Origin of the sequence: Collinsella aerofaciens, from assembly GCF_020181355.1 — a bacterium.
In the GTDB taxonomy this organism is placed as follows: Bacteria; Actinomycetota; Coriobacteriia; order Coriobacteriales; family Coriobacteriaceae; genus Collinsella.
Window position 1 is genome coordinate 980512 of record NZ_CP084004.1, and the last position, 16753, is coordinate 997264.

A 16753-nucleotide genomic window follows, 5' to 3' on the forward strand; every position below is an offset into this window, starting at 1 on the left:
TCTCGTGGGCGCCAAGCAAAGCGCCCACAAACTAGCCTCTCTTCATGAGCCCCGCAGTCCGCTCTGAACTGCCTCCCATTTCTTGGACATGAGAAATGGGAGGCTTTCTTTATGCGCGTTGATTTGAGAGTGAAGCATGATATCGAGGCCAGGAAGGCGGCCATAGGGCTCTTCGAGCTCGGGCACGGGTATAAATCTGCCGCGATTGCCCTTTCGCTTCCCGTGGAAGCCGTGAGAAGATGGCAGGAGATATACCGCGCATTCGGGAGCGAGGTGCTGCTGCGCATGGACGGAAAGCAGGGCAGGTACACATACGAGCAGAAGGTCGCCGCCGCCTCCGCCGTCGTCGACGGCGGCATGACGAAGACCGAGGCGATGGCGGCGTTCGGCATAATGTCGATGTCGCCGCTCAAGAAGTGGTGCGCGCTATACCGCCGGGGCGGCGCGGAGGCCCTGCGCCCGAGGCCCAAGGGCCGGCCGAAGGGTTCCAAGGCGAGGCCGCGGACCCGCGAGGAGGAGCTCGAGGAGCGGTGCCGTAGGCTCGAGGCCGAGGTGGCCTACCTAAAAAAATTACGCGCCCTGGTCGAGAGGGACGGGCTCTGACCAGGGCGAAGGCCGAAGCGGTCGCGGCCCTGCGCGCCGAGGGGCACGCGCTCGGGCACTTGCTCGCATGCGCCGAGCTCAAGCGGTCGACCTACTACTACGCCCTCGCGCACCCGCCGAGGCCCACGCGCCCCGAGCTCTGGGAGGCGGCCGCCGAGATCTTCTCGCGCACCGCCAACGGCTGCGGGCACCGGCAGATAGCGATGTGCCTCAGGGCGGAAGAGGGGACCGTGATAGCCGACAAGACCGTGCTCAAGATGATGCGCGAGATGGGGATTCGCTGCGGTATCAGACGCGAGACGGCCTACCACAGGTACAACTCGTACAGGGGCGTCGTCGGCAGGACGTTCGAGAACGTGATCGCGAGGGATTTCGACGCCGGGGCCCCGTGGCGGAAGCTGGGAACGGACGTCACCGAGTTCAAGGTGGCGGGCGGCAAGGCCTACTGGGCCCCGACGCTGGACTTCTGCACCAAGGAGATCGTGGCGAGCGACATATCGACCACGCCCGACATGGCCCAGCAGGTCAGGATGCTCGACGAGCTGCTGTCCAAGATCCCCGAGGGCGCCGCCCCGACCATGCACTCGGACCGGGGCTGGCAGTACCAGCACGCCTCGTACACATCCAGGCTCGAGGCCGCCGGCATCGTCCAGAGCATGTCCAGGAAGGCGAACTGCATCGACAACGCCGCCACCGAGCAGCTCTTCGGCCACGTCAAGGACGAGTTCTACCGGGGCCGCGAGTGGGAGACGTTCGAGGATTTCAAACGCGACCTGGAGGAATACATAGTCCACTGGAACACGAGCCGGAGGCAGGTAAGATTGAAGGGCCTGACCCCGGAGGAGTTCCGGAATCAGGCCCTCGCGGCCTAGTCGCTATTTAGGGCGTCCAAGATTTGGGACGCAGTTCACTCCGACTGCGGGGCTTTTGCTATTCACCTAGTCATTGGGGACGTTCTTAAATGACTAGTAGTAGGCCCACATGGCTTCGATTTCGTTGAGGACTTCTACGACGCCCCAGCGGCGGGCGCTGCGGCTGGCCGAGTTGGGATCGAAGACTTCAATCTGGTCGGCGTCGTCAATACCGTAAAGTACAATGTAGTGGCCCACGTTGGTAAAGGTGCCCGGCCGAACGGCGGCGATGACGGGCGCTCCCGAACGCAGCGCCTGAGTCATCGAGTCGCGATCGTTATGAAGCTCCGTTCCGTTAAGTCCCAACTGCCACGCACCGCTCGTCATAAACGACCATTCGGTTGCACCGGTGGGGGCGTAATTGCCTGCCTCGGAAAGCGCGCACATATCGACGGGAGTCATATCGGTGCGTCCCGTCTTAAAGATATAGACCATGGTGAGGCACGTAGGCCCGCAGGCATTTTGGCGGATGGTACCGCCGGCGTAAGGCAGCTCCGACCATGCAGGGTCGATCTGATAGATATGGGGCATCGTGCCGGCTTGCCATTGCGAGCGCGGGGTCGAAAAGGCGAAAGAATAACCGGGCGCGACGGGGGCCTTGAGCAGCTTGTCCTCGGCGGTGGGCTCGAGACCGGCCGAGCCGTGGGACATACAGGAGCTCATAAGCACAAAGACCAGGCAGATGAGGATAGAGCACAGTGCGAGGCAAAGCCGACGAGCCGGCAGGGCGGGGGCATTCACGTACGATGTCGAGCGGTAGGGCTTGCCGTCGCGTCCGCCTTGGGGATGCGAAAAGAAGCGGTTGATATGGATGCCGGGCTGACGTGCGCCGTTGCGGCGCAGTTGCGGAACCTCGGCTTGGCGCTGTCGAGTGCGCGCGCCCAAGCGGCTATCTTGCTGTGCGCTTGTGCCCGTGCTCGGACGGCCACTCTGCCGTGTTCTGTTTGTCTGCTGCCGAGACGAAGGCCTGGGTTGCTCTTGAGGGCGTTGCGGATTGCTGCTCGTGGCACTTCTGGGCGTCGGCGTGGTGCGGCCAGCAAGGCGAACGCTTTGTCGCCGTTGATCACCGTCGTTGTATCCGTATGCCATTCGTACCGCCTTGTCTCATGTATAACCTGTCTATCCTACAAAAAAGATGTGCAACAAATGGGTCTGCGCGTCAAAAGCTCGGTAAACGGTACGAAAGGCGCAAAACACACGGCCTCAAAAACAACTCTATATGCGTCCGATGAGCGTACGCCCGTCGGACGGGCGGCAACAATGAACGGCAAACCGTGCCGTTCGTCCCAAAAACGGCGCCGCTCGTTTTGCAGTTCTGCCTTCGGTCGAGCTACAAGCGGAGCTGCTGCGCCAAGGCCGTATCTTAAAGCCACAAAATAAAAGAGCGCGGCAAAACAGACCGCGCAAGGGGTGACGTCAAGGGACGTCAAAAAGGAAAGGAGGGGAACAATGGCGGACAAGAACGCAGAAGTTGCAGTCGAGGATAACGGCGGCATGAAGAAAACGCTTTCGCTCTGGAACTTCTTCACCATCGGTTTCGGTGCCATCATCGGTACCGGTTGGGTTCTGCAGGTCGGCGACTGGATGGTCGTGGGCGGCGGTCCCGTTCCCGCTATGATTGCATTCCTCTTGGGTGCAATCTTCCTCGTGCCCGTCGGAGCTGTTTTCGGTGAGCTCACGGCTGCTATCCCCATCTCGGGCGGCATCGTCGAGTATGTCGATCGTAGCTTTGGCCGTACGCTGAGCTACATCACCGGATGGCTTTTGGCCCTGGGCAACGGCATCCTGTGCCCGTGGGAGGCCATCGCCATTTCGACCCTCGTGTCCGAGATGTTCGGCAGCCTGCCCGGCCTTGAGTGGCTGCGCGCCGTCAAGCTCTACACCATACTGGGGGCCGACGTCTACCTGTTCCCGACGCTGATCGCGCTCGGCTTTGCAGTCTACGTCATCTTCCTCAACTTCCGCGGCGCCAGCTCGGCTGCCAAACTCCAGGCCTTCCTGACCAAGGCCCTGCTCTGCGGCATGCTGCTCGCCATGGGCGTCTCGCTGTTCACCGGCTCGCCGGACAACGCCATGCCCGTGTTCTCCCAGGTCGCCGGCGCTGGCGGCGGCAAGGCCGCTACCGAGAGCACCAGCCTGTTCGCCGGCATCGTGTCGGTCTTGGTTCTGACTCCGTTCTTCTACGCCGGCTTCGACACCATTCCTCAGCAGGCTGAGGAAGCAGCCGAGGGCCTCAACTGGAACAAGTTCGGCAAGATCATCTCCCTGGCACTGCTGGCCGCCGGCGGCTTCTACATGGTCTGTATCTACTCGTTCGGCACCATCCTCGACTGGCATGAGTTCGTTAAGAGCCCGGTTCCCGCGCTCGCCTGCCTCAAGGGCATCAACATGCTCCTGTACCTGGCCATGCTCGTCATCGCTACGCTTGGACCCATGGGTCCGATGAACTCCTTCTACGGCGCCACGAGCCGCATCATGCTCGCCATGGGCCGCAAGGGCCAGCTGCCCGAGCAGTTCGCCGAGGTCGACCCCAAGTCCGGCGCTCCCAAGCTTGCCTGCGTCGTTCTGGGCGTCATCACCGTCATCGGTCCGTTCCTGGGCAAGAACATGCTCATTCCTCTGACCAACGTGTCGGCTCTCGCCTTCATCTTCTCCTGCGGCATGGTCGCCCTCGCCTGCCTGCGCATGCGCTTCACCGAGCCCGACCTGCCTCGTCCCTACGAGGTGCCCGGCGGCAAGTTTGGCATCGGCCTCGCTATCGCTGCCTGCGCCATCATCATCGGCCTGCTCGTGATTCCGTTCTCTCCCGCCTCCCTCAACATGGTGGAGTGGAGTATCGTGATTGGCTGGCTGGCCGTCGGCCTGGCTCTCATGGCCTTCACCAATTCCCGCAAAAAGTAACGCCGAGCCGGGGCGGATCAGGTGCGCGGGCCCCTCTCTTCCGCGCACCGAACCCGGCGCCACTTGGGTAGCTTTGTGAGGCCTTAACCCAACACGGCCTCGCCCACTATATGGATCCATAAGGAGGAACCATGTCCACTAAGTATGCAATCGTTGGCGGCAAGCTCATCGACGGTACCGGTGCCGAGCCGGTCGAGAACTCCCTCGTTCTCGTCGATGACAACGGCAAGATCGAGTACGCCGGCGCCATGCAGGACCTTCCCGAGGGCGTTGAGGTCATCGACGCCGCCGGCAAGACCGTCCTTCCCGGCCTGATCGACACCCACCTGCACTTCTCGGGCAACTTGACCGACGATGACACCGACTGGGTCATGCAGCCGCTCCTCGAGAAGCAGGCCGTCGCCGTCAAGCAGGCCTACGACTGCCTCACCCACGGCCTCACCACCGTCTGCGAGATCGGCCGCTTTGGTATCCAGATCCGTGACTGCATCGACAAGGGCGTCTTCAAGGGCCCGCGCGTTCTGGCCACCGGCCTTGGCTTCTGCCGCGTTGCCGGCCACGGCGACTCCCACCACTGCAGCCAGGAGCTCAACAAGGAATCGCACCCCTGGGGCGATCAGGTCGACGGTCCTTGGGATCTGCGCAAGGCCGTCCGCCGTCGCCTGCGTGAGAACCCCGATGCCATCAAGATCTGGGCTACCGGTGGCGGCATCTGGCGCTGGGACTCCGGCCGCGACCAGCACTACTGCTCCGAGGAGATCCAGGCCGTGGTCGAAGAGGCAAAGATGGTCGGCATCCCCGTGTGGAGCCACTGCTACAACAACCACGCCGCTGCCTACGATTCCGTTCGCTTTGGCTGCGAGCAGCTGATTCACGGCTTCGATATCGATGAGCGCACCATGGACCTCATGGCCGAGCAGGGCACCTTCTTCACCCCGACGATCGCTTTCCTGCCCACCTGGTACGCCACCTATCCGCCCGTCTACGTCCCCGAGCTGCACGACAAGTACGAGGGCACCCTGGTCGAGAAGGAGCTGCAGCGCAACTACGACTGCCTGCGCGAGGCCAAGAAGCGCGGCGTCGTCATGACGATCGGCTCCGACTCCTTCTCCTTCGTCACCCCGTACGGCACCTGCTCCATCGAGGAGATGTACGAGTTCGTCGACAAGATCGGCTTCACTCCGGTCGAGACCATCACCTGCGCCACCCTCAACGGTGCCAAGATGTGCCACATCGAGGACGAGACCGGGTCCATCGAGGCCGGCAAGTGCGCCGACCTGCTGGTCGTCAACGGTGACGTCGCCGCCGACATCCACGTGCTCAACACCGACAACATGGACGTCATCATGAAGGACGGCTGGATTGTCGAGGGCGGCACCTTCGGCGAGGCAAACAAGTACAGCGCCTAAGCTACCGTTCATCGATGGCTTGATGTAAAACACAGTATTTGATTGCATAATGCAATGGAGAGGGTCGCTTGCGGCCCTCTTTATTGCTATGGGGTGCGTCGGTAAGAAGGAGATGACGGTGGATCTCAATAGGCTGATTCTGGGCAAGAGCTACAACTCTACCAAGGTCTTTCGTACCGCTCAGCATGTGGTTCAAGCCATCTTGCTCGGTATTGTCGTTCCGCTGCTTATCCTGCTGCTCATCTGGGATCTAACCGATAATCCCAATCCCGTTCCGGCCGTTGTCGTCATTGCCGGCTTGGTCATGCTGTGCTTCTTCTTCTCGTACGTCTTTGTCGTTCCCGACGACCTCACATCGAGCGCAACCGACCGCACGCTCGCCATCGCTTCAAAAATATTCGCCTACACGTCGCGCGGCCTTACGCCCGAAGCTGCCCTGGGCGCCTCTAAGATCATCCTGTCCGAAACTATCGCCTCTGCCATCTGCTTTACCGACGGCAAGCAGGTGTTGGCAAGCTGGGGCGAGGACTCGGCAAAATGCCCCGCGGGCACCCCGGTGGTGCTGCGGACTACGCTCAACGTGATCAACAGCGGTGAGCAAAGCGTGTTCTCGCGCGATGCCTCGACCGAGACAGGTGGCTACTTTCCGCGCCTGCGCGCCGGTATTGTCGCACCGCTTACCGTGCGCGGGCATTGCGTGGGCACGCTCGAGCTGTATTATCCCCGTCTGAGCAGCATCGATATGCGCCAGACGGCGCTTGCCTCGGGCTTTGCCGACCTCATTTCCACGCAGCTTGCGAGCTTTGAGCTCGAGCGCCAGGACGAGCTTACGGCCCGCGTGGAGCTGCGCGCCTTGCAATCGCAGGTCGATCCTCATTTTCTGTTTAACACCATCAGCACCATCGTGTCGCTCGTGCGTACCGAGCCGGACAAGGCCAGGTCGCTGCTGATCGACTTTTCCAATTACTACCGTCAGACGCTTTCTGATTCCGATACGCTCACCACGCTCGAGCACGAGGTGGAACAGGGCACTCGCTATATCAATCTTATGCAGGCTCGTTATGGCGACGGCCGTCTGCGCGTCTCGGTCGATATCGACTTTGAGGTGCGCGACAGCCTGGTGCCGCCGTTTATCTTGCAGCCGTTGCTCGAAAACTGCATCAAGCACGCGCAGCGCGAGACCGAGCCGCTTTCTATTCATGTTAGGGCTTTCGAGACCGATGACGGTTTGGAGATCATCGTCGAGGACGATGGCATCGGTATGAGCGAAGAGGTCTGCGCGCATCTGTTTGAGCAGCATCGCTTGGAGGAGCCCGAGAGCATTACCGCCGACGGCTCCGTCAAGCGAGGTTGCGGCCTGGCGCTCTTCAACGTGCTTCAGCGCATCCATTTCTTTTACGGAGAAGATTCCGGCATGCGCGTGAAGTCCCAGGAGGGCGTGGGAACGCAGGTCATCGTCGAGCTGAACGGCGAGCCGCATGAGCCGGCGCCGTTGACGGCGTAGCACGCGGTTGGATTGAGAGAAAAAGAGGGGAAGCACATATGTCCGAAGGCTGGAACATCTTGGTGGTTGATGACGAGCCTCCAATTAGGGCTGAGCTACGCTATCTGTTGGAAAAGGATACGCGTGTGGGTCAGATTGCCGAGGCGGGCAATGTCACCGAAGCCGTGGAGTCGATTCTGTCGAACAAGCCCGACGTGTTGTTTTTAGACATTACCATGCCCGGTCGCTCGGGAATTGAGCTTGCCGAGACGCTGCAGAACCTAAAGACGCCGCCGGTGGTTGTGTTTGTGACGGCGTTTGCCGAATTTGCCGCTGATGCGTATAACCTCGATGCGGTCGACTATGTCGTCAAGCCGGTCGAGGACGCACGCCTGTCAAAGGCACTCGACAAGATCGAGGCAGCCTTGGGTGCCCGTCGTGTTATCCATGCTCCGCGCCAGCCTTTGCGTCTGACGGTGGACCGCGGGGGCAAAAAGGTGTTCATTCCCGCCGCAGACGTCTGCTACTTTGAGGCGCGCGCCGATTTTTGCAACGCCATCTGCGCCGAGGGAACGTACCTGATCAATGAGTCGATCTCTTCGCTCGAGCGTCGCTTGGACTCCGAGGGCTTTATTCGCGTTCATCGCAGCTACCTGGTCAATTTGGAAGACGTGCACAATGTTGAGATTGGCTCCACGGGGTTGATGGAGCTCAGGCTCGACCGCGTGAACTCGACGGTACCGGTGTCCCGTCGTCGTGCCGCCGAGGTCAAGTCGCACCTGGGGCTTGCGTAAGAGGCTTGCGTGCCGTCGTTTACCATCGCAGGTTTGGCATGGGCGCGCGGTGGGCATAATGGGTGGCATCGAATGAAATCGAAAGGATCATTATGCCCGCGCTTATCACCCATCATCTGTTTGGCGAGGAAAGCATCGACCGTCTTCCGCAGGGCGTCATCACGTCCGATGAAGAGCGCATTGCCTTTATCTTGGGCAACCAAGGCCCCGACCCGTTTTTCTTTCACATTCTGACACCGCGTGTTTCCGACTGCACGCTGCTGGCGCAGGTCATGCATCGGTCGCGCATGTCTCGCCAGTTCGCGTGCCTGCGCGACGGCGTGTCGCACCTGCAGCCGCGCGATGCCAGCTTGGGTCGCGCCTTTGCGTTGGGCCTGCTGTCTCATTACGTGCTCGACCGCAACGCCCATCCCTTTGTCTATGAGCAGCAGTTTGGCATCGTGGAGTCCGATTCAGAGCTTGAGGATTCGAGCAGTCAGGTCCATGCCGTGATCGAGAGCGACCTGGATGTACTGATGCTGCAGCTTAAACGCGATGGCGCTACGGTCGACGATTACCCGCCGGCGGGCGAGATCGTCACCACCGATCGCATCAATCGCGTGGCCGGCGTGCTGATGAGCTATGTTGCCGGACGCGTGTATGGCATTGACATTCCGGCGGGGGAGTACGGTGCTGCCGTTGCCAATATGCAGCGACTTTACCGCGCGATTGAGCCGGCCGGCTCCGCAAAGACGCGCGCGATCTCGCTGGTTGAGGGCTTGGTGCACGACTACTCGCTGCTCGACGGCCTTGCCCATCGCGTGACGACGGAGCTGCCCGAGCGCACCGGTAACCTGGGCCATCTGACATGGAAGAATCCCTTTACCGACGAGGTCTCGAACGAGAGTTTCCCCGAGGTCTTTGATCGCGCGCTGGTCGATTACGAGTGCACGGTCGCACGTTTTATCGAGACCGGTGACATGGATGCCGTGACCAGTCACGTCAACTACAGCGGTCGCGTGCTCAATGCCGATGAGGAGTTCGACCGCGAGGAATAGGGCTCGTGCGTGCCCCTTTGCCGAATCCTTACCGGCGGTTCTGGACAATTGGGGTACGATGAACTAACTGCATATCGGGCGAATACGAAGGGTCCCTGTCCATGAAATACACCAAGCTCGAGCGTAACTGGGTTATGTATGATGTGGGCAATTCGGCCCTCGTGCTGCTCAATACCTCGGTGGTGCCCATTTACTTTAACGCCATCAATACCGGCGCTTCCTCGGCCGACCTGGTGGTCGCCTGGGGCAATGCACAGACGATCGCCTCGCTGGTCATCGCCATGCTCATGCCCATTCTGGGCGCGCTTGCCGACTACGCCGGCAACAAGATCAAGTTCTTCTTGGGCTTCTTCCTCACGGGCCTGGTGCTTTGCCTGGCGCAGGCTATCCCAATGTCCGCCATGGCATTTTTGACCGTGTACGTGCTGTGCACCATCGGCCTTAACTCTTCTATGACGTTCTACGACGCCATGCTGCCCGACATTACCACCGACGAGCGCATGGACGCCGTGTCCAGCTCGGGCTATGCCTGGGGCTACATCGGTTCCACCGTGCCGTTCGTCATCTGCCTGGCGCTCATCATGGGTGGCCCCGCTCTTGGCGTCCCTACCATGCTGGCGACGCGTCTGTCGTTTATCATCACTGGTGCCTGGTGGCTCATCTTTACCCTGCCGCTCATTCGCACCTATAAGCAAAAGTACGGTCGCGAGCGCGGTCCCGAGGACACCATTGGCCACATCGTGGGCGGTGTGTTCTCCGAGGTCGGACACACCATGCGCGAGATCGCCCACAACAAGACCGTGCTGGTCTACATGATCGCGTTCTTCTTCTATATCGACGGTGTGCACACGGTCATTTCCATGGCCACCAGTTACGGATCGGCCTTGGGCATCGATTCGACGCAGCTGGTGCTTGCGCTGCTCGTTACGCAGTTCGTGGCCTTTCCATCCGCCATCATCTACGGCAAGCTCGCCGGACGCGTGGGCACGCTCAACATGATCTTGGTGGCGGTCGCCGCCTACATGGGCATTGTGCTGTTCGCCGCGTTCTTCCTAAAGACCGCCTTTGAATTCTGGGTGCTTGCCATTATGGTCGGCCTGTTCCAGGGTGGCGTGCAGGCGCTCAGCCGTAGCTACTTTGGCCGCATTATCCCCAAGGAAAAGTCCAACGAGTACTACGGCTTCTTTGACATCTTCGGTCGTTATGCAAGCGTTATGGGCACCTTCCTGGTGTCGGTCGTCACCTCGCTGACCGGCAACCCGTCGCTGGGCGTCCTTTCCATTGGTGTGCTGCTGGTCGTTGGCTTTATGCTGCTGGTCCGCCTGTCCCGCATGACTCGGGCGGCAGGGCATGCCGCATAGGAGCGAGCGGCTATTGTGCCTGTCCACGGTACTCTTTTGGGGTTATCCGCAATAAACATTGCGACTTGCGAGCAATGATTTGCCCAAGTGGGTATGATGGAATCAGCTAGGTCGCGGGGCGTCGCCTGTGTTTGGCGGCGTCCCGTTTTTGTGTTGCAGGGAGGGTAAGGCATGAACGCCACGGTTGTGATTCCAACATATTGGGCGGGCGATGATGCCCGTGCAAACGCTCCCGGCGCCTATGACCACTCGACGAAGCTTGACGCCACCAATCCCGAGCTCGACCGCTGCCTGGCCTCGCTCGAGCAGGTGCGCGACATTCCGAGGATTATCCTTTTGGTGGTCTGTCCCATCTCGGCTACGGCGGATGTGTCGAAGCGCGTGCACGAAATCGTCAACGCGCACCCTACGCTCAAAGTCACCGTAGTTACCAACACCCAGGCATCGCGTATCGCCGACCGTGTGGCGCAGATTGCTCCCAAGGGCTCGGGCGAGTGCGTGAGCCTGCGCGGATACGGCGCCATTCGCAATATGGGGCTTGCCTGCGCTGCGGTGCTCGGCCACGATGCCGTCGTCTTTTTGGATGACGACGAGACCGTTATCGATGCCGACTTTATGAAGCGCGCGACCTATGCGCTGGGCCAGCAGACGCGTCAGGGCCTGCCGATTTTGGTTAAGAGCGGTTACTTTTACGATCGCGACGGATCGCCGTTGGCGCCCACGGACAAGGTGGGCATTTGCCATCGTTGGTGGACCAAGCGCATCGAGTTTAATCGCTGGATGAAAAAGGCACTCTCGGGCACCCGTATCTCGCGTTCAAACTACGTGTGCGGCGGCCTCATGGCACTTCATGCCCGCGCCTTTACCCGTGTGGCGTTTGACCCGTTTATCACCCGAGGCGAGGACCTGGACTACCTCTTTAACATGCGCATGTTTGGCTACGACGTGTGGTTTGACAACGAGTGGACCGTTCGTCACCTGCCGCCCGAGTCCGAGAAGCGCTCGCCGCGCTTTATGCAGGATGTGTACCGTTGGTACTACGAGCGTGCCAAGCTGACATTTGCCGCGCACCAGCAGGAGCTCGTCCCCGTCACGGCCGCGTCGCTCATGCCCTATCCGGGTCCGTGGATTTCGCGCGAGCTCGACGAGCGCGTGCGCAAGACCGCCATGGTCCGCAGCATGTTTACCCGCGAGCACGAGGGGTATCTACGCATTTGGCGCCACGGTATTGACGAGGCCAAGACCTACGCACGCCAAAACGCTGCAAGCTACCTGCGTTTTCAGAGCTTCTGGCCCAAGATCATGGACGGGCTCTGGCGCGACGCACAACTGACCAGCATCCTGGAGGGGACTGAATGATCGACCGCCGCGCCCAGCGCGATAACTCAATATCAATCTTTCGCGTGATCGCCGTTGTCTGCGCCATTTGCGTGCTGGTGTACTTTATTTTCGCCCTGGCGACCGGAATCGAGCCAATCGCGACCGTGGTCGCCTGCGCACTGCTGTGCATCTTTCTGTGCATTTTTATCTATTTGACGCTCAATCCCGATTCGGTGCGTTCGCAGTACACCGAAGAGACGCTCTCGGTGGCCTCTGCCATGCTCGAGGACATCAAAGGCGGCCTGACGCAGGAGTCGGCGCGTCTGGTGTGCCAGCGTATTTTGCCCGAGACGCGCGCCATGACGGTTGCCATCACCGACGAGGGCAACGTGCTGGCCTGCGCGGGCGAGTTTGAGGAAAAACTGCTGCCCGATACTCCCATCCACACGCTTGCCACACGCTACGTTATCGAACATGGCATCGTGCAGTCGTTCAACCGTATGGTGGATGTCGTGGGCTCGGACGGCTCGCACAACCAAGTCCCCGCCGGCATTATCGCCCCCATCAAGGTGGGCGATCGTACCGTCGGCACGCTCAAGTTCTACTACAAGACCCCGCGCGCCGTCGACCGTACCCAGTATGCGCTTGCCTCGGGCTTTGCCGAGATCTTGTCCACGCAGCTCGCCATCCACGAGCTCGAGGTGCAAAAGGAACTCACGGCGCGCGCCGAGGTGCGTGCGCTGCAGGCGCAGATTAACCCGCACTTCCTGTTCAACACGCTGAACACCATTGCATCGTTTACGCGCACCGACCCGCTGCGGGCCCGCGAACTGCTTCGTGAGTTCTCATCGTTCTATCGTGCCACGCTCGACAACTCGGGATCGCTTATTCCGGTCTCGCGCGAGGTCGCACAGACCAAGCGCTACCTTACCTTTGAGAAGGCCCGCTTTGGCGAGGATCGCGTGCTTGCGACGTTCGATGTGTCCGAGGACGTGGAAGATACGCTGGTGCCGGCGTTCGTGATCCAGCCGATTGTCGAGAACGCCGTGCGTCATGGTATGGGCGATGACGACGCCCTGAGGATCGACGTGACCGTTCACCAAGACGGCGAGGATGCAATCTTGATTGCCGTGGCCGATAATGGCGTGGGCATGGATGAGGGTACCGCCGCCAGACTGTTTGACGAGCGTTCTGCCCGTCCCGACGCCAGCTCTCCCCAGGGTGGCGGCGCCGGTGTGGCCATGCACAATATTTCGGAGCGCATCCATCGCTTTTATGGGCCGCACTCCTATACGCGTGTCGAATCGGCGCCGGGCAAGGGCACCAAAGTGCTCCTTCATCTTGATTTGTCAGAGAGCATCTTTGACATTCAAGAGTAAAATAAAAGGCTACGGGCTCAACGTCATGCGACGGATGCCCGGCGTAGTTAGTTGACGAAAGGTTTTATCCCTATGCTGCGTGCGATGATTGTGGATGATGAGGCGCCGGCTCGCTCGGAGCTTCGCTTCCTGCTCGAGCAAACGGGCAAGATCGGCACGATCACTGAGGCGTCGAGCGTCCGCTCCGCCATCGAGATGCTTATGGAAAGTCGCGTAGATGTCGTGTTTCTCGATATCTCGATGCCCGGTGCCTCGGGCCTGCAACTTGCCGAGGCGCTGCATAAGCTCAAAAATCCGCCGGCGATCGTGTTTGTGACTGCGTATAGTGACCATGCGGTCGAGGCATTCGACGTGGATGCCGTCGATTATCTGATGAAGCCGGTCGAGGAAGCTCGCTTGGATCGCGCGATCGAGAAGGTCATGCAACGCGCCAAGCCGGTTACGGACAGCAAGGTGACCATCGAGCGTATCCCGGTGGAAAAGGGCGGCCGCAAGGCGCTCATTCCCGTGGACGACATTCGCTTTATCATGGCCAAGGACGATTACTCCTGCATCTATACCGTCGATGATCGCTTTTTGTCGACGACCTCGCTGGCGCAGTTTGAGGCCAAGCTCTGCGACTTTGGCTTCTTCCGTGTTCACCGCCGCTATATCGTCAACTTGGCGTGCGTCACGGATGTGGAGACGGTGCCCTCGGGCGCCATCCAGCTGGGCATTACGGGCGTCGACGAACGCGTGCCGGTTTCGCGCCGCCGCGTCGTGCCGCTTAAGAAGGCCCTGAGTCTCTAGCACACTGGCCCCGCAGCCCTGTAGACCTATCGTCTGCGGAGCCGTGGGGCCTTTTTGTATGTATCTGCCGAATCGTTTTTTTGCGGAAGGGATCCCATGAACAGTGCAAGCGCCAAGCGTATCGACATCATCTCGGACACCCACGGCTATTTATCGCCTGCGCTCTTGGATGAGCTTGAGGGCGCGGATCTGATTATCCATGCCGGTGACCTTACGTCGGAGATGGACTACGAGCACCTATGCACTATCGCCCCCGTGCGGGCCGTACTGGGCAACAACGATTACTACCGCGACTACGGCCCCGATGTAGACCGTCTTGCGCTCTTTACCTACGAAGGCCTCAAATTCGCCGTAGCCCACTACCGCGAAGACCTTCCGGTGGGATCCGTAGACGTAGCCATCAACGGCCACACCCACGTAACCAAAGAAGCCCAAGTGGGCCGTTGCTTAGTCCTCAACCCGGGCAGCGCCAGCTACCCCAGAGGCACCCGAGGCCCCACCATGGCCAGAATGCTCGTCAAAGACGGCAAGATCATAAGCACCAAGTTTATTGACCTAGACTAACCGCAACAAAAACGGGGGATGTAAAATCGCATCTCCCGTTTTTTATGAGCCAAAGGCGGAGTTTCAACAAGAATAATCAGACCAACCCCACCGCGGAGAACGGGGACCTCGAGCCGCGGAAGCGGCGAGGAGCAAGAACTGTTTGGACAAAGTGACGGCAGGGAGGGTCTCCGGGGCTGAGGGCGGGGGTTAAGTTTGTCGCGAGTTCCGCACGCAAAGGAAAGCACTTAATGTGCTTTCCGTCTTGCGCAGGACTGTAGAGCAGCAAACTCAACCCGCGCCCGCCGGCCCCGGAGACCCTCCCGGAGGGACCGGGTTGATTTCCGATCTCAGCCGAACACATTGAGCAAATAGGCCATTCCCGCAGTTAGCTGAACGCCCCCGCGGCCCCTCCTGGGGTCCGGGGGCGCCGTTTTCCCAGTTGAAGGAACGGTGGAGATGTGTTTCGATGGGTCCGGTGGCCATGCTCCGCCCTCCGCCCGGCACCTCTTCCCAGACTCAGCCGGACGGCCGGTCCGTCTATTCCGTTTTTTCCTTCAGGCTAGGACAGCGGGGCATCGCCCCTCTCTGCGCGCGCCCGCCCTATCAGTCCCGGCGTCAGGTCGAGCTCGCCGAGCGGCACGTCCTCCACGCCGTAGGCGTCCAGCAGCGCCGCCGCGTCGTCCCCGAGCATCGCCCTGAAGGCGCGGGCGGGCGTCGTGAAGCCGAGCGCGCCGCGGGGCTCGGAGTTCACGTGCGACATGGCCAGCGCCAGGTCGGCCGGGGAGAGCCGGTCGAACCTGATTCCGGCGCCCTTGGGCAGCAGCTTCCTTATCTCGACGTGGTTGCGCTCGCAGGCGCCCTTCTGGTCGCTTCGCCCGGGGTCGCAGTAGAACAGCCTCGTCTCGCCCGGCCCCTCGCCGAGCAGCGCCGCGATCGCCGCCTCGTCGGAGAACTCGGCGCCGTTGTCGGTGAGCACGGCGCGGAAGACCCTGCCCATGCCGTCGGCGCCGAGGACCTCCCTGATATCGCCCAGGGCGTCCGCGACGCACCCGGCGGTCTTCTCCTCCAGCGGCAGCGCGAGCTGGAGCCTGCTGGGGCGGTGCAGCAGCGTGAGCAGGCAGGCGGAGTCCTCCCGCGCGCCCTCGACCGTGTCCATCTCCCAGGCCGCGGCGCACGCGTCCTCCCCGAGGGCGAGGAACGCGGCATGCGACCTGCGGGCGGAGTGGCGCGTGGCCGCCCGGCCGGCGGCGCTCTTCCTCGGCCTGTAGCCGACCTTGCGCCTGAGCTCCATGTTGGTCATGCCGTCGTAGCCCGCCGAGACCCAGCGGTAGATGGTCGACGGCGACAGGTCCACCGGGCCGCCGTTGCGCGCCGCCATCTGCTCGGGCGAGAGCCCCCGGCGCAGGCAGTCCCTTATCGCCTCCAGCCTGGCCGCCGCGGCGGGCTCGTCGGCGTCTATCCCGCGCCTGGACGAGACGAGGACCGAGTCGGCGCACAGCTGCGCGGCCCGGGCCTCGTAGAAGACGTGGGGGCGGCGCTTGCAGCCGATCGCGCGGTACCGGCCGCAGCCGTTGCAGCATCGCGGCCACGCGGCCAGGCGCGGGCAGGCCGCCGACAGGTCGGCGGAGGCGTCCACGCGCTCGCCGCGCCTGGACTTCGGCGCCGTCACGAACCTGTGCGACGCCACCTCGGCGCTCACCGTCGAGGGCGACCTGCCCAGCTCCCTCGCGATCTCCCTGCACGAGGCCCCGCGCTCCAGCATCCTCTGGACCGTGTCCCGCTCGTGCCTCGTGAGCCTTCCGTAGGCCCTCGGGACCGCCCTCGCGGAGCCCCTATTCTTCTTTCCGGACATGCCGTCCTCCGATCTCCCGGGGCCGGCCGGTCCGGCCCTCAGGGTATCGGGTTCCCACATTCATCCGCACATGTGCGGATGAATGTGGGAAGTGTTCGGATGAAGTTGATAATCAAGGCCCGGAGGGACCGAAAAATTTTTTCAAAAAAGTTGTTGCGCGCCGGACAGACTTCTGTGTATACTAATCCCCGCAGCGCACGCGAGCGGAAACAAACGCGAACGTCTGCCTGGGGAGTTAGCTCAGTTTGGTTAGAGCGCCGGCCTGTCACGTCGGAGGTCGCGGGTTCGAGCCCCGTACTTCCCGCCAACGCAATTAAAGCCACGTCTTCGGACGTGGCTTTTTGCGTTTGATGCACTTTGTTTCGATA

14 protein-coding genes and 1 tRNA gene are annotated in these 16753 nt (G+C 61.3%); 13 read left to right on the forward strand and 2 right to left on the reverse strand.

The genetic code is table 11. From position 1 onward, the window contains the following. The first annotated feature begins 111 nt into the window (after positions 1-111). Positions 112-603 (forward strand): helix-turn-helix domain-containing protein, encoded by a 492-nt coding sequence (locus tag LCQ44_RS04245; protein WP_117736974.1) that lies wholly within the window; start codon positions 112-114, stop codon positions 601-603. Positions 604-632: 29 nt separating this feature from the next. Beyond that, complete coding sequence (locus LCQ44_RS04250) at positions 633-1475, forward strand: IS3 family transposase (RefSeq protein WP_263634096.1); 843 nt, start codon at positions 633-635, stop codon at positions 1473-1475. A 93-nt stretch (positions 1476-1568) separates the two neighbouring features. Here LCQ44_RS04250 and LCQ44_RS04255 read toward each other — a convergent pair whose 3' ends face one another. After that, on the reverse strand, positions 1569-2399 hold the full coding sequence (locus LCQ44_RS04255; RefSeq protein ID WP_225094145.1) for a C39 family peptidase: 831 nt from the start codon (positions 2397-2399) through the stop codon (positions 1569-1571). Between the two features lie 564 nt (positions 2400-2963). Here LCQ44_RS04255 and LCQ44_RS04260 point away from each other — a divergent pair. The 10 genes from LCQ44_RS04260 (at position 2964) to LCQ44_RS04305 (ending at position 14551) form a co-directional block, all read left to right on the forward strand. Then, positions 2964-4415 carry an APC family permease gene (locus LCQ44_RS04260; protein ID WP_225094146.1) on the forward strand — a complete coding sequence of 484 codons (1452 nt, stop codon included), beginning with the start codon at positions 2964-2966 and terminating at the stop codon, positions 4413-4415. A gap of 131 nt (positions 4416-4546) precedes the next feature. After that, positions 4547-5824, forward strand: a complete 1278-nt coding sequence (locus LCQ44_RS04265; RefSeq protein WP_055285286.1) for a metal-dependent hydrolase family protein — start codon at positions 4547-4549, stop codon at positions 5822-5824. A 112-nt stretch (positions 5825-5936) separates the two neighbouring features. Then, positions 5937-7328 carry a sensor histidine kinase gene (locus LCQ44_RS04270; protein WP_225094147.1) on the forward strand — a complete coding sequence of 464 codons (1392 nt, stop codon included), beginning with the start codon at positions 5937-5939 and terminating at the stop codon, positions 7326-7328. A gap of 38 nt (positions 7329-7366) precedes the next feature. Continuing rightward, a complete protein-coding gene (locus LCQ44_RS04275; RefSeq protein WP_055285284.1) occupies positions 7367-8101 on the forward strand; it encodes a LytR/AlgR family response regulator transcription factor in 735 nt (244 codons plus the stop codon). A gap of 92 nt (positions 8102-8193) precedes the next feature. Continuing rightward, complete coding sequence (locus LCQ44_RS04280; RefSeq protein WP_225094148.1) at positions 8194-9138, forward strand: zinc dependent phospholipase C family protein; 945 nt, start codon at positions 8194-8196, stop codon at positions 9136-9138. Between the two features lie 101 nt (positions 9139-9239). Next, positions 9240-10499: an MFS transporter gene (locus LCQ44_RS04285; protein WP_225094149.1), complete on the forward strand. Its 1260-nt coding sequence runs from the start codon at positions 9240-9242 to the stop codon at positions 10497-10499. Between the two features lie 171 nt (positions 10500-10670). Beyond that, positions 10671-11858 carry a glycosyltransferase gene (locus tag LCQ44_RS04290; RefSeq protein WP_225094150.1) on the forward strand — a complete coding sequence of 396 codons (1188 nt, stop codon included), beginning with the start codon at positions 10671-10673 and terminating at the stop codon, positions 11856-11858. Further along, positions 11855-13198, forward strand: a complete 1344-nt coding sequence (locus tag LCQ44_RS04295) for a histidine kinase (protein ID WP_225094151.1) — start codon at positions 11855-11857, stop codon at positions 13196-13198. Before LCQ44_RS04290 ends, LCQ44_RS04295 begins: the two co-directional genes overlap by 4 nt. Before the next feature lie 72 nt (positions 13199-13270). Continuing rightward, a complete protein-coding gene (locus LCQ44_RS04300; protein WP_225094152.1) occupies positions 13271-13987 on the forward strand; it encodes a LytR/AlgR family response regulator transcription factor in 717 nt (238 codons plus the stop codon). 96 nt (positions 13988-14083) lie between these two features. Continuing rightward, positions 14084-14551, forward strand: a complete 468-nt coding sequence (locus tag LCQ44_RS04305) for a YfcE family phosphodiesterase (protein WP_117821523.1) — start codon at positions 14084-14086, stop codon at positions 14549-14551. Between the two features lie 541 nt (positions 14552-15092). On the opposite strand, the gene LCQ44_RS04310 is transcribed toward LCQ44_RS04305, so the two are convergent. Continuing rightward, entirely contained in the window at positions 15093-16385 is a 1293-nt protein-coding gene (locus LCQ44_RS04310; RefSeq protein WP_225093224.1) for an IS30 family transposase, read from the reverse strand. A 229-nt stretch (positions 16386-16614) separates the two neighbouring features. Here LCQ44_RS04310 and LCQ44_RS04315 point away from each other — a divergent pair. Further along, positions 16615-16692 (forward strand) — tRNA-Asp (locus LCQ44_RS04315). Positions 16693-16753 lie beyond the last annotated feature (61 nt).

Coding starts and splice junctions, on each gene's coding strand:
- LCQ44_RS04245 (WP_117736974.1), top strand. CDS start 112: ATGCGCGTTGATTTGAGAGTGAAGCATGATATCGAGGCCAGGAAGGCG.
- LCQ44_RS04260 (WP_225094146.1), top strand. CDS start 2,964: ATGGCGGACAAGAACGCAGAAGTTGCAGTCGAGGATAACGGCGGCATG.
- LCQ44_RS04265 (WP_055285286.1), top strand. CDS start 4,547: ATGTCCACTAAGTATGCAATCGTTGGCGGCAAGCTCATCGACGGTACC.
- LCQ44_RS04270 (WP_225094147.1), top strand. CDS start 5,937: ATGACGGTGGATCTCAATAGGCTGATTCTGGGCAAGAGCTACAACTCT.
- LCQ44_RS04275 (WP_055285284.1), top strand. CDS start 7,367: ATGTCCGAAGGCTGGAACATCTTGGTGGTTGATGACGAGCCTCCAATT.
- LCQ44_RS04280 (WP_225094148.1), top strand. CDS start 8,194: ATGCCCGCGCTTATCACCCATCATCTGTTTGGCGAGGAAAGCATCGAC.
- LCQ44_RS04285 (WP_225094149.1), top strand. CDS start 9,240: ATGAAATACACCAAGCTCGAGCGTAACTGGGTTATGTATGATGTGGGC.
- LCQ44_RS04290 (WP_225094150.1), top strand. CDS start 10,671: ATGAACGCCACGGTTGTGATTCCAACATATTGGGCGGGCGATGATGCC.
- LCQ44_RS04295 (WP_225094151.1), top strand. CDS start 11,855: ATGATCGACCGCCGCGCCCAGCGCGATAACTCAATATCAATCTTTCGC.
- LCQ44_RS04300 (WP_225094152.1), top strand. CDS start 13,271: ATGCTGCGTGCGATGATTGTGGATGATGAGGCGCCGGCTCGCTCGGAG.
- LCQ44_RS04305 (WP_117821523.1), top strand. CDS start 14,084: ATGAACAGTGCAAGCGCCAAGCGTATCGACATCATCTCGGACACCCAC.
- LCQ44_RS04310 (WP_225093224.1), bottom strand. CDS start 16,385: ATGTCCGGAAAGAAGAATAGGGGCTCCGCGAGGGCGGTCCCGAGGGCC.